The organism is Nocardia tengchongensis, assembly GCF_054781395.1.
On record NZ_BAAGUM010000004.1, the window covers coordinates 224,795 to 238,436 of the forward strand.

General features: G+C 71.0%; 6 protein-coding genes. All 6 read right to left on the minus strand.

Features of this window, described 5'->3' with window-relative positions:
* Positions 1-2: 2 nt before the first annotated feature.
* Complete coding sequence (locus ACYVKL_RS06230) at positions 3-1,565, minus strand: PfaD family polyunsaturated fatty acid/polyketide biosynthesis protein (protein ID WP_379169046.1); 1,563 nt, start codon at positions 1,563-1,565, stop codon at positions 3-5.
* A complete protein-coding gene (locus tag ACYVKL_RS06235; protein ID WP_379169048.1) occupies positions 1,559-3,640 on the minus strand; it encodes a hotdog family protein in 2,082 nt (693 codons plus the stop codon). Before ACYVKL_RS06235 ends, ACYVKL_RS06230 begins: the two co-directional genes overlap by 7 nt.
* Entirely contained in the window at positions 3,637-9,783 is a 6,147-nt protein-coding gene (locus tag ACYVKL_RS06240; protein WP_379169050.1) for an SDR family NAD(P)-dependent oxidoreductase, read from the minus strand. Before ACYVKL_RS06240 ends, ACYVKL_RS06235 begins: the two co-directional genes overlap by 4 nt.
* Positions 9,784-9,831: 48 nt before the next feature.
* Positions 9,832-10,440, minus strand: coding sequence for an SGNH/GDSL hydrolase family protein (locus ACYVKL_RS06245; protein WP_357199543.1), 609 nt, complete (start codon positions 10,438-10,440; stop codon positions 9,832-9,834).
* A 28-nt stretch (positions 10,441-10,468) separates the two neighbouring features.
* Positions 10,469-11,707, minus strand: a complete 1,239-nt coding sequence (locus tag ACYVKL_RS06250) for an NAD(P)/FAD-dependent oxidoreductase (RefSeq protein WP_379169052.1) — start codon at positions 11,705-11,707, stop codon at positions 10,469-10,471.
* 135 nt (positions 11,708-11,842) lie between these two features.
* Complete coding sequence (locus ACYVKL_RS06255) at positions 11,843-13,639, minus strand: AMP-dependent synthetase/ligase (protein WP_379169054.1); 1,797 nt, start codon at positions 13,637-13,639, stop codon at positions 11,843-11,845.
* Positions 13,640-13,642: the final 3 nt, after the last annotated feature.

The following is a 13,642-nucleotide window of genomic DNA, read 5'->3' on the forward strand; positions in this document are numbered from 1 at the left end:
GATCATCCCTCCAGCGGAGTGGGCAGATAGGTGCAGGCCGCGGCCGGCAGGCGCGCGCCCGCCTGCCGCAGCGCCGCCACCCGCGCGGTGACCGCGGTGCCGCGCATGATCTGCGCGGCCAACTCCGCCACCTGACGATTGCGCGCCGGGGCCAGATACGACCCGGCCGCCCAGGCGTTGAACGCGCCCATGGCCGGGCCGCACCACACCTGGTAGTCGGTGGCGCGCTCGGGTTCCCCGGTGATGCTCCACGCCGAGGACAAGCCCAGGTACCAGCGGAAGATCAACGCCATCTTGCGTTTCGGATCCCGCTCGGCGCGGAGGAGCTGCTCGGGATCGCGCTCGGTGAAGTACCCGACGCAGCCCGCCCACACGTCGTCGAGCGACCGCTTGAAGGTGCGCTGCTCGAGCAGCAGGCGTTCGGCGGCGGGAATGGCCTCGATCGACTCGTAGGCCCGGTAGATCTCGTAGAGCTGTTTGGCCCGCGCCGCGAACATGGTGCCGCGTTTGAGGACCTGCACCTCGACGCCCATCTCGAACATGTCCGCCGAGGGTGCCATGGCGCAGTCGGCGCTGCCCGCGGTGACCAGCAGCTGCTTGGTCGATTCCGACTGTCCGGCTTCGACACTGGCCTGGTTGATCGAGCCGGTCACCACGTAGGAGGCGCCCAGGGACAGGGCGGCGAACGCGGCGGTGGGGGTGCCGATGCCGCCGGCCGCGCCGATTCGGACCGGTTCGGGATACCCGAGCTCGGCCTGGACGCGGTCGCGCAGCGCGATCAGTTCAGGCACCAGCACGGTCAGTGGCCGGCGGTCGGTGTGCCCGCCGGAATCGGCCTCGGCGGTGATGTCGTCGGCCATCGGCACCCGCCGGGCCAGCTCGGCCTGTTCGGCGGTGATCAGACCGGCCGCGACCAGGTCCCGGACCATCGGTTCGGGCGCGGGCCGCAGGAACAGTTCGGCGACCTCGAGCCGCGACACCTTGGCGATCACCTTGTTCTCGGCGACCACCCGGCCGGCCCGCAGCGTCAGACCCGCGAGCCGATAGTGCACCACCTGCGGGGTCAGGCTCATGAATGCCGATGCCTCGATGCACCGAACCTGATGGCGCAGGCACAGATCCACCGTGGCGCGTTCCATGGCGAGCTCGCTGGGACTGTGAATCAGGTTGCAGGCGAAGGGCATACCGGGCGCTTCGCGGCGAATCTCGGCCAGCGCGTTGTCGACGCGCGCCGGCAGCACGCCCGCCGCGCCGAAGGAGGCCAGGATGCCTTCGCGGGCCAGAGCGATCACCATGCGCGCCGAGGCGATGCCGTTGGCCATCGCGCCGGCCATGTAGGCCTGGCGGACGCCGTGGGCGCGGCGGAAGGCCTCGTCCCCCAGCACTTCCGGTCGCCCGGCCGGGACGGCCGCGAGCACCTGCGCGGTGCGCGCCGCCGCCGGATCGTTGGTCGCCGCGAGCCCGGATTCGGTGCGCACCAGGAAGAACGGGTCCTCCAGGCGCAGTAGCGCGGCCTGCACGCCCGCCACGTCGGCGGCCATTCGGGTGGGTGTGGCGCTCACCATGGCAGCGCTCCTTCCGCACGCAGTTCGACTGCGATATCGCTGAGTTCGTAGATGCGCAGGCCGGGTTTCCACATGCTGGCCTCGCCGACCACGCGGACCCGGCCGGGCCGCTGCTCGACGCGCTTCACATGCACCTCGAGGGTGTACTGCCCGTCGGTGGGCAGGAATTGGCCGCGGTATTTCCAGGTGAACGGCAGCCCGGCGGGCAGCACGAACCCCGGATTGTCGACGCCGTCGGCGAAACCGCTGTCCAGCATCCATTCCTGCATGGCCTGCACGCAGGACTCGATGCCGAAGGAACCCGGGATCACCGGGTCGTAGCGGAAGTGCCGCGCGAAGACCCAGTGCGACGGGTCGATCGGCTGCACGGCGTGCAGATAGCCCTGCCCGTACCGACCGCCGCCGTCCACCACCCGCACCTGATCGAGCAGGGCCAGGTGGCCGCGCGAGACCAGGCGGGCGGCCGGGTCGGCGCGGCGGGCGGCGACGTCGATGACCCGGGTCGCGGGCGCGCCGTCCTGACTGTCGAGCCAGGTCGGGACGTGGCGGCCGGCGTCCAGGCCGGTCTGGTTGGCCATGGCGGCATCGCTGAAGTAGCCGAAAAGCGTGTCGCCCGAATAGAAGGGCTCGCCGTCGACGGTCATCGTGTAGGCGAAGTTCTGCAGCGTCGAACCCGGCACCGGCGAGGTGGACAACAGCTGCGAGTGCTCGACGATGGTCTTGTCGCGCAGATCCACCTCCCGCAACACCGTGGCCGTCCCGCCCAGATTGCGCAGGCTGACCGTGGCGTCGGGATCGTCGAGGGTGGGTCCGAGATAATAGCCCAGCAGCAGCGCGGCCTGCAGGGAGGTCTCCATGTAGACGCAGTTCGGCATGGAGGCGTTGGCCGTGTCGAGGTAGTACCAGGAATCGGCCGGCGAATCGTATTCGGTGCGGTGCGAACCACTGTCGAGCTTGCCGCGGGTGCCGGTCATCTCCATGAACCGGTCCACCAGCAGCAGTCCGCCGTCCGGCGGGCGGGTGGCCTTGCGGTCGCTGTTGCCGCTGAACTCCGGGCCCATGCCGATGCCCTGATCGCCGCGGCACATGTGCGCGAGATGGAATTCGCTCAGCAGCGCGCGCTCGCCGAAGCGGCCGACGCGGCCCAGCCAGCGGGCGGGGACGCCGCCGAGCTCGGGACCGATCGGGACGCCCGGCTTCTCGACCACCGCGACGGTCACGCCGCGCACCCAGCCGAGCACGGCGCCCGCCGCCGAAACCTGCGCGTCCACCCGCAGATACGGCCGGGGCACCAGGTCGATCTCGGTGACCTCCACGACGAGGTCGATCTCACCGGATGCCAGGGGCTCGCAATCGAGCACGACGGGCTGCTCCGGCAGTCCCGGCGCGCTCCGCTCGAAGGTGGCATCGACGAGGCACAGGTGCAGGCCCGCATGCAGGGCCAGGATCTGCGCGGCCTCGACGACGGCTTCGACCACCGCATCGTGGTCGAGCGTCGTGTCATCGGAGGCGGACGGGCGCAGCAGCGCGGTCAATCCGCCTCTGCCCCGAGCCCCGCCGTACACATCCAAGCCGTGCACGGCCGCGAGCGAGGTCCCGCCGACGCGAATTTCGGGATTCGCACCGTCCTGGGCGTAGCGGTCGCCGAACACCGCAGCGATGTCACCGGCGGCGAGGTTCGCCAGTCCGGTGTGGTCGAGGTCGGTGACGGTGGTGCGGGCCAGCGGTTTGAACCGTGCCTCGGTGTCCACCCGGGTGCCCGTGGTGTCCGCACGCGGGGTCGGCGCGCTCGCGGGCGGGCCCGTCACCAGTGCGCCCGGTGCATGAAATGCCCTGAGCTGCATGGCAGTTTGTGCCCGCAGCACCTGCTCGTGCGCCCGGACCATGGCGAACCGCAGGTCGCGCACCAGGCTCGCGACGCCCTCCGGCGCGGGCGCAACCGGTCGGACCGCGTCAGCCGCAGTGGGCAGAGTAGCGGTGGCAGCGCGCACCGGTGCGGGCGGCGGCGTTGCTTGGGTTGTCAGGGCGAGCGCGTCGAAGGGCTCGCCGACGAAATCGAGTTCGGCGGTGTTCACTGCGCAGTCTCCGTCCGCCAGTTCGCCACCGATTCGGCGAATTTGGCTGCCATGGCCGGTGTCGCCACGAACACCAGCTCGTCGAATCGCATCAGCACCCGGCCGTCTGTGCCGGTGGCCGTGGCGGTTGCGGTGATGCCGTTGGCGTTTCGGCGAATCCCGTCCACGGTCAGGAGGAAGTCGGTGTCGCCGGGCAGCGGCGCGTAGTACTCGGCCGTGCCGATGGCCAGGGGCAGGCAGGCCTGCCCGAGCAGCCGGCCACCGAGCACCGACGGGCCCTGCAACAGCAGGTCCGCCAACACGGGGCTGTGCAGACTGCCCGCGAAAGCCCCGTGCGCCACCGGGGTATCGGTCAGGCGGCAGCGCACGACCAGACGCTCATCGGTGAATTCGAGGACCTGCCGCAGACCTTGGAGTCGAGGACCGTGGAACTGGGTGGCGCTGGTGTAGATGGACTCGCCGTCCTGCGCGCCGATACCGGACGGGTGCGGCGGCCGCACGGGTGCGGTGCGCGGCGCGGCTGCCAATTCCAGGGTGGCCGTGTAGTGCGAGATGGGCAGGGTCCGGCCGCTGTCGCCACGGGCGGCGGCGTCCACGATGACGCTGTCGCCGTCGACTCGGGAGTCCGAAAGTTCCACCCAGCGTGGAATATCCGGTCCGTCGTCGAACACGATCCCCTTGTTGACCTGGAAGCCCCTGACCCGCGCCACGCGCAGCCCGGGGTGTGCCCGCTCCGCGACATCGATCAGCCAGCCCAGACCGAAAGTCGCCGGCAGCACCGCCTGCGCGCCGATCCGGTGATCGGCGATGACCTGATCGTGGCGCAACGCAGCCAGTTCCCGGCGGGCGATCCGGCCCGGCGCGGGTACCAGCTCGGATCCGCCCAGGGCGGTGGCCGCCCCGATCAGAATCCGGGTGTCGTCGCGGTGGGCCGCGGCGAACTCGTTGGCGAATGCCCGTGCGCCCGTGGCCGGATCGAGCAGCGGCACGCCGCGCTCGGTGAACAGGGCGCGCAGTTCGGCGGTCACCATGCCGCCGTCCCAGGCCGCCCAGTCGATCGCGATGCCGTGCCGTTCGGGGTGCCGGTGCCGCCAGCTCGCGACGAACCGGGCCAGGGCCTCGTTGGCGGCGGCATAGTCGGCTTGCCCCGGGTTGCCGAGCAGACCGGCGACGGAGGTGAACACCACCAGGTGCCGCAGCCGCTCGGCGTCCACGGCGTCGAGCACCGCGGCCAGGCCGCGCAGTTTCGGCGCGAAGACCCGATCGATCTGCTCGATCGTCTTGTCCGGCAACAGCGCGTCGGCGAGCACGCCCGCCCCGTGCACGATGCCGGTCACCGGGCGATCGGCCAGGGCGGCCCGCACCGCGGCGGCGTCGGTCACGTCCACGGCGAGGTAGGTGGCCCGGGCTCCGGCCGCGTGCAGCCGGTCGAGGGTGCCGCGAATCTCGCGGGCCGCGACCAATTCGCCGTGCAGGCGGGCGATCTCGCGCGGTGCGGGTCGCTCTCCCCCGGCGCGCAGCCGCTCGATCACCGCGGCGCGCAGTTCGGCGTCGACCACGCCGGCCGCCCATTCCGGCTCCTCGTTGAGCTCGGTGCGGCCCAGTAGCAGGAACTCCGCCGGACAGGTTTCGGCCAGCGCCGCCACACAGAGGGCGGTGACGCCGCGCGCACCGCCGGTCACCACGAACACGTCATCGAATTCGAGGGTGGGGTCAGCGTTCGTCTCGGGTCCGATCGCCACCGCGTCCACCGGGTGGGGGTAGCGGCCCGGGACGACGGTGCGCCGGGTCCCGTCGAGGTCGACGCCGACCTCGAGGGTATCCACGGCCGCGTCGTCGAGTTCGGCCAGGACGGCGGCGACGAGCTGCGCGTCGTCCACGTCCGGGTGCACGTCCACGGCCCGGCAGAACAGCCGCGGGGCCTCGGCGGCAAGGGTTTTGACCACGCCGCCGACTCCCGCGACCAGCCCGGCGGCCGGAGCCGCCGTACCGAGGTGACCCAGCCCGCCGTCGAGCCGGGTCAGGGTGAGGAACGCCGCGCGGCCCTCGGCGCCGGTCAGTGCCGGCCGCGCATGTTTGGCGAGCAGGATCGTCGCGGTCAGCGCGGCTTCCGCACCGGCCCACGTCGGCTCGCCGTCGGCCATGGCCAGGACGAGATCGACCGGAGCAGCCAGGACAGCGCTGATCGACTGCTCCGCCGACGCCGCGTCGGCGGCATCGGAGAGATCGACGCGTCGCACGGTCCAGCCTCGTTGTTCCATGCCCGCAACGATTTTCGTGGCATCGACGCCACCGTGGTCCGCGACGACCGCGACGGGTGCGGCACGGAACGGTGCGTCCATGACGTCGATGGCGGGCAGGTCGACGAGCGCGACCCGGTGCCGCAGCGTGGGTGCCGGTCCGACCTCCGAGCTCGGCTCAGTGGTCGGCGACGGTGCTTTTGGGTCGACACCACCCGCCTCTCCGACCAGCACGTCCACCATCTGATCGAGAGTTCGCAATTCACCGAGTACTTCGGGGCCGATGACCGGCAGGTCGGGGAAGCGCTCCTGCACCACGCCGAGCACCTGGACCCGCTTGATGGAGTCGACGCCGAGGTCGGCCTCCAGGTCCATGGCCGGGTCGATCAGGTCGGTCGGGTAGCCGGTCTTGTCGGCGACCACCTCGACCAGCGCGGCGCGCACCGCCGCGGCGTCGAGGGCGTGACCGTTCGCGGCGGGCTCGGCCGCGGCAGCCGGAGTCGGCTGCACGACAACCGGTTCCGGCGCGACGACCGGGGCAGGAGCGGCGGCGGGCACGGGAGCCGGTGCGACGGGAGCCACCGCGGCGACCGTGGCCGGGGCGGGAGTGATGGCGGCGGCTGCGGTCAGCTGCCGGGGTGCCAGGGGCGCAGGAGCCACCGGCGCGGGCCGGTACTCGACGGGCTCGCTCCAGAGGGCCGGGGCGACACCGGATTCCAGCTCGGCCAGTCGCGCCAGCACCTCGGCGGCCCGCTCGTGCGCGTGTCCGATGGCGACGCTCTGATCGCGCACCGACGCGATGACGTGCGGCAGGTTCGGGTCGTCGAGCCCGTGCTGGGCGATCAGGCCGACCAGGGTCTCGGCCACGTTCAGCTGGCTGTCCAGGTAGCGCGAGTGCAGCGCCAGGTGCTGGGCGGCCGGGTCGTCCTCGGATCGGTTCCGGGCCTGCGGGTGGACGGTCATCGGGTTCTCCTCCTGAATGTGGTGTGCCACAGCCCCATTGCTGTAGGCCGGGGCCGGTGCGGCCTCGGGAGCGGATGCGGACGGGGTGGCGAGCGCCGAGACGCGGAAGCCGTCGGTGAGTCCGTCCCGGTAGGCGGCGCGCCGGGCGGGAGAGATGTGTTCGGGAGCCGACAGGCTCACGGTCATGCCCTTGCGGTCCGGTTCCGGCAGTGCCGGGGCGTCGTAGCGGTTGATGCCGTCGAGCTCGACACCGAGCACCGCCAGCTGCACCGCCGCCTGCTTCAGCGCGAGGTCGGAGTCGCCGAGCGGGCCGCTGTCGGTGGGCACGGCGATGATGTCGGTGTCGGCCAGGATGGTCCGAACCAGGCCGGTGAGCACCTGTTTGGGGCCGAACTCCACGAACACGGTGACCCCGTCGGCGTGCATGGCGCGCACCGCCTCGACGAATTCCACCGGGCGCAGCAGCTGCTGGGCCAGGGTGTCGGCATTGGCCGCGGCGTCCGCCGCGTACACCGCGCCCGGGCTGTTCGCGTAGACCGGCACCGCGGGCGCGCCGATCTGCACCGTGTCCAGCGCGGCACGGAAGTGCTCGACAGCGTGCCCGACGTAGGGGGTGTGGAAGGCCGCGGAGACCGGCAGCCGGCGCGCGGTGATCCCCTGGCTCGCGCACTCGGTGAGCAGTGCCTCGACGACCTCGGTGCCACCGCCCACGACCACCTGTTCGGGCGCGTTGTGGTTGCACACCAGCACATCCGGCGTCTCGGCGAGCAGCTTCTCGACCACGTCGCGGGTGGCCGCGACGGCGGCCATGGCCCCGGCGTCGGCACTGCCGGCCACCGGCGCCATCGCCGCACCGCGCGCGGCGGCCAGCCGGAAGTACTCGGCGGCGGTCAGGGCGTCGGCGGCCCACAGCGCGGTCAGCTCGCCGAAGCTGTGGCCGAGCAGGCCGTCACAGCGCAGGCCCAGTTCGCGCAGGAAGCGGAACTGCCCGGCCGCCAGCGCGCCGATGGCGGGCTGGGCGTATTCGGTGCGGCGCAGCGTGGACTCCTGACGCTGCCGCAGTTCCGGATCGAAGATCGGCGGCGGGAACACCGCCGCGGCCAGACCCGGATCCGCCCCGGGGAAGGCGGCATTGGCGGCGTCGAAGGCGTCGGCCACCATGGGGACGTTGACCACGGCTTCCAGGCCCATGTCCAGGTACTGGCTGCCCTGCCCGGCGAACAGCGCGCCGATCTTCACGCCGTCGGGCGCCTGCCGGCGGAAGTAGACGCCCTGCGGCAGCGACCACTGCTCGGCGTCGAGGTCGGCGGACAGTCGCTCGACCACCACCGCGCGCAGGCGCGCCTCGGTATTGTCATCGGCCGCAACGAATCCCACGCGGGCGTGCGAGGCGGGGACGGGGCCGCCGTCGAGAGCGGGCGCACCCGAGTTCAGAAGTTCCAGCAGCGCGGCCGGATCCGGCGCGTGCCACAGGTGGGCCCGCGCGGTGCGGTGCAGATTGCGCACCACCGACCGGTCGCCGTCGTACTCCTCGAGCACCATGTGGAAGTTGGTGCCGCCGAAGCCCATCGCCGAGGCGGCCGCCCGGCGCACCGCTCGGCGCGGATCGCGGATCCACGGGCGCAGTTTGGTGTTCACGTAGAACGGCGCGGAGTCGAAGTCGATTCCGCTGTTGGGCCGGTCCACATTGATGGTCGGCGGAAACACCTTGTGGTACAGCGCCAGTGACAGCTTCATGACGCTGGCGGTGCCCGCGGCGCCCTTGGTGTGCCCGATCTGGGACTTCACACTACCCAGGGCCGCGCCGTGCAGCGGGGCGGCATTGTCGGCCAACAGCTCCCGCAGAGCGGTCAGTTCGGTGCGGTCGCCGACGGCGGTGCCGGTGGCGTGCGCCTCGAACAGTTCCACCGACGCCGGGGAGCAGTCGGCGTCCTCGTAGGCGCGGTCGAGCGCGATGCGCTGGCCCTCGGCACGCGGGGCGTAGATGCTGTTGGCACGTCCGTCGCTGGAGGAGCCCAGTCCGCGGATCACCGCGTAGATCCGGTTGCCGTCGCGTTCGGCGTCGGCCAGCCGGCGCAGCGCCAGCATGCCGATGCCCTCGCCGAGCAGCGTCCCGTCGGCGTTGTCGGCGAACGGGCTGATCCGATCGGACTTGGACAGCGCGCCGACCTTGCCGAAGGACATGTACACGAAAATGGTGTTCTCGGTGTCGACTCCGCCGGTGATCATCATGTCGGCGCGGCCGTCGACCAGCTCCGCGATGGCCACGCGCATGGCCGACAGCGAGGCGGCGCACGCGGCGTCCACGGTGCAGTTCAGGCCACCGAGGTCGAGCCGGTTGGCGATGCGCCCGGCCACTACATTGGCCAGGAACCCGGGGAAGGAGTTCTCCTCCCACGGCGCGAAGGCGCGCACGTAGCGGTCGGCGATCTCGTCGGCGTCGGCGGCGGTCAGGCCCGCGGCCTGCACGACCTCCTTGAGCACGGGGGTCGACAGTCGCGCGGCCAGCGGGTGCATGAGCGGCACCGGGCCGGTGGTGCCGAGCACCACGCCGGTGCGGGCGGGCCGATACCACTCGGCGGCGTCGGCGCCGGTGTCGCGCAACAGGTCTCGCGCGACCATCAGGCTCAGCGTCTGCATGGTGCTGGTGACGTCGAGCTGGTTGGGCGGCACACCGAATTCCAGCGGATCGAAGTCGACGTCCGGCAGGAACGCGCCGCGCCGGGAGTAGGTCTTGTCGGGGGCGTCGGGGTTCGGGTCGTAGTAGTCGGAGACCTTCCACCGGGATTCGGGGACCTCGGTGGTGCAGTCCAGGCCGTCGACGATGTTCTGCCAGTAGTCCCGGTGATTGCGGGCCATCGGGAACAGGCTCGACATGCCGACAATCGCGATCGGATTGTCGGCCAGTCGCCGACCGATCCGCGTCGTTTCCTCGCTCACTGCTTTCCTCTCTGAGTGGCCGAAGCCAAAGCCTCTGAATGACCGGGGTCAGGCCGCGGCCAGCGCCATCCCGGTCGTGTGCGCCAGCAGCTCGGCGACCGAGCGGGCGAAGTACTCGTGTCCACGCGGGCTGGGATGCAGGCCGTCCGGCGACCACATGGCCGGGTCGGCCCATTCGGGCACGGTGGTGACGTCCAGGCACAGGGCCCCGGTGCGGGCGGTGGTCTCGCGCAGGGCGTCGTTGGCCCGGGCGAAGCGGTCCCGCAGCAGGGCCCGGAAGGTTTCGGGCACCGGCAGATTGGCCGGGATGTCGGCGTAGGTGGTGGTGAACACCACGGTGTCCATGCCGGTGGTCTGGTCGAAGATGGCGGTGAGATTGCGCCGGAAGCGGTCGGGGTCGTAATCCCCGACCAGGTCGTTGACGCCGACCACGACGCCGATCACCGGCGCCTTGTTGGCCAGGGCGCGGGTCAGCTGGTGATCGACCACATCCTGGGTGGTGGCCTGGTAGGCGCCCAGGTTGCGCACGGAATCCGCGGGCAGCCAGAGCATGTCGGCGAGGCGGGGCACCCAGCCGTGCCAGCCGCCGCCGGGTGCGGCGTCGCCGCGGCCCTCCACGAAGCTGTCCCCGAGCGTGGTGAGTCTGATGGTCGCCATGGTGGTGTCTCCGATTCGGCTGGGGCGATCAGGATTCGTCGGCCGTGTACATCCGCTCCCCCGCCGGGGTGCCCGCGGCGGTGTAGAGGGTGTCGAGGTGCTCGGGGGCGAAGAACTCCTTGCCGTGCAACCCGCCGCCGATCAGGCGGAAGAACTGGGTCAGGCCCAGCTCGCTCGCGCCGGCGGCCCGGAACGCGGTCTCGTAGAAGGGCGGAGCCTTCAGCTCGGAGATCATGCAGGTGAAGTTGAAGGTGTCCAGGCTGCGCTCGTCGCGGATGCTCTCGTACTCGGCCGCGGCCTCGTCGATGGGCCGCTCACCGGACAGGCCCGCGTGCAGCTGCTCGGCCAGCACCTCGGTGTAGACCAGGGCGTCGGAGATGCCCCAGCCGGTGAAGGGATCCTTGTGGTAACCGGCGTCGCCGACCAGCGCCCAGCCCGGTCCGGTCGAGCGGCGGTAGTAGTTGTCCGGGTAGCGCATGGACCGCAGTCGTTCGGCCCGTTTGCCGTTGTCGCGCAGCTGCGCACCGAATTCCGGCAGGATCTGGTCGAAGACCTGCTGGAAGTTGGCGTCCACATCGGTGCGGAATTCGGCGAAGCGGTCCAGCGGGCGCATCACGGTGACCAGGTGCTGGTCGTCGTTGGTCGGCCAGGCGCCGAACTGCTGCTTGTCCATGCCGGTCCAGTGGTGGAATTCCCAGTCCAGGCCGTCGTAGTAGCTGTAGTAGACGAAGCAGGAAGCCGGTCGCACCGTGTGGAATTCGGCCTCGACCAGATCGCCGACGGTCGAATTGCGGCCGTCCGCGCCGACCACGAACGCGGCCCGGAATTCCTGCTCGGGTCCCTCGGCCAGGTTGCCCTTGACGCCGCACACACGGCCGTCCTCGCGCACCAGGCCGGTGACGGTGAAGCCCTCGATCACCTCCGCGCCCGCCTCGCGGGCGGCATCGACCAGAAGGGTGTCGAGCACGGTGCGCCGCGGCGCGTACACCTCGTCGATGCCCTCGACCTCGGCGAAGCCCCGCAGGGTGATGCCGGTGTAGGAGAAGTTCAACCGGCGGATGGGGGTGACGCCGGAGGCGACCAGCTTGTCCAGCAGGCCCCAGGCCTTCAGCCGCGCCACGCCGACCTGGTGCATGTAGTGGGTCGACACCGTGTCACTGGGGAAGGTCGATCGGTCGACCACCAGCACGCGATGACCCTTGCGGGCGAGCAGCATGGCCAGGGGCGAGCCCGCGCAGCGCGCGCCGACCACGATCACGTCGTACATGGAAAATTCTCCCTAACTGCCGTGAATTCGACATGTTGATTCTCGAAGCCCCACCGGGAGGCTCTCAAGGTCCGAGACTCGAATCGCATTGTGCGATTGCGGATTTCGATTAGAAGAGTGAGTCGTGCGCCACTGTCATGCGGAGGGGCGCGGCGCATAGAGCGCGGCGATATCCGCGGCGTAGGCTTGTTCGATGACCGCCCGGCGCAGCTTGAGCGAGGGCGTGAGCTGACCGTTGTCGACCGTGAAATCGCCGGACACCACACGGAACTCACGAATCGACTCCGCCTGCGACACCAGGCCGTTCGCCTCCTCGATCGCGGTCGCGACCGCGGCCACCACCTCGGGATGGCGCGTCCACTCCTGCGGCGGCACCGCCGGTTCGCGGTCACGAGCCCAGCTCTCCAGCGCCACCGGATCCAGCGTGACCAGTGCGGTGACGTAGGAGCGCGCCTCCCCCAGCACGATGCAGTTGCTCACCAAGGGATGCAGGCGCACCCGGTCCTCGAGCGGGGTGGGCGCGACGTTCTTGCCGCCGTTGGTGACCAGGATCTCCTTGCGACGGCCGGTGATGTAGAGGTATCCGTCCTCATCCAGTCTGCCGAGATCGCCGGTGCGCAAGACGGTTTCGGCCACCGTGGCATCGGTGGGCCAGTAGCCGGGCGAGGTGTTCGCCCCGGCGACGAGCACCTCGCCGTCGGCGGCGATGGCCACGGTGGTGCCCGGCACCGGGCGGCCCACGCTGCCGTGCCGATTGGCGTGCACCTGGTTGATCGTCACCGCGGTCGCCGACTCGGTCAGCCCGTACGCGCCGAGGATCTGGATCCCGACCCCGGCGTAGTAGGCGTCGGTGGTGGCGTCCAGGGACGCGCCGCCGCTGATCACATAGCGGCACCGGCCGCCGAAGATCTCACGGACGGCGGCGAATTCGAAGTCGTGGTGGGCGCGGTGCGCCGACGCCAGCTCCGGATCCACGGCGTCGGCCTCGAACAGCGCGCGGCCGTACTCGACGGCCACCCGGTCGGCCTCGGCGCCGATGGCGACGCGGCAGCGCTTGCGAATCTTCTCCAGCGCGTAGGGCACCAGGGCCAGGAAGGTCGGCCGGAACTCCGGCAGCGCGTCCAGCAGATCCGGGATGCCGGCCAGCAGCCGGGTCCGGGTGCCGCCGTGCAGGCAGGCCAGCAGCACGGTACGTCCGAAGATGTGTGAGAGCGGCAGCGCCAGCAGGGTCGCCGCGTCCTCGGCGCGGAACAGTTCGGGCAGGTGCCGCACCGTGTTCCCGGAGGAGGCGAACATATTGCGATGGGTGAGCACGCAGCCCTTCGGCATTCCTGTGGTGCCGCTGGTGTACACGATGGTCGCGATGTCGTCGGCGCGGACCGCGGCGCTGCGCTCGGCGAAGGACTGCGACCGCGCGGTGTCGGGGCGGACCGGCGGGTCGGTGAGCAGCCGGACCGGCATCCGCCACCGCGGGGAACCCAGCCGGGTCAGCAGCTCACGCTGTTCGGCGGTCTCGGCGAAACCGTAGACCGCGCCGGAATCGGCCAGCAGGTGGTCGATCTGCTGCTCGGAGGCGGTGGGATAGACCGGCACCACGATCGCGCCGATGCTCAGCGCGGCGTAGTCGAGTACGACCCACTCGTAGCTGTTGCGCCCCAGCACCGCCACCCGGTCCCCGTGCTCGACCCCGGCGGCGAGCAGGAATTCGGCGAATTCGACTACGTCGCTGTGGAATCCGGCGAAGTCGACGTCGACCCATCGGGTCCCGGTGTGGCGGCACAGCACCGCGCGGGCGGGGCGCAGCCGCGCGCCCTCGGCGACCACGTGGAACAGTCCGGCCCCGTCGGGCAGGGCGTCGGCTTCGATATCGCCTCGAGAGATCGCCGACAGACCGTGATCGTCGACGGATGTGGACAGCAACAAGGTAACCACCTG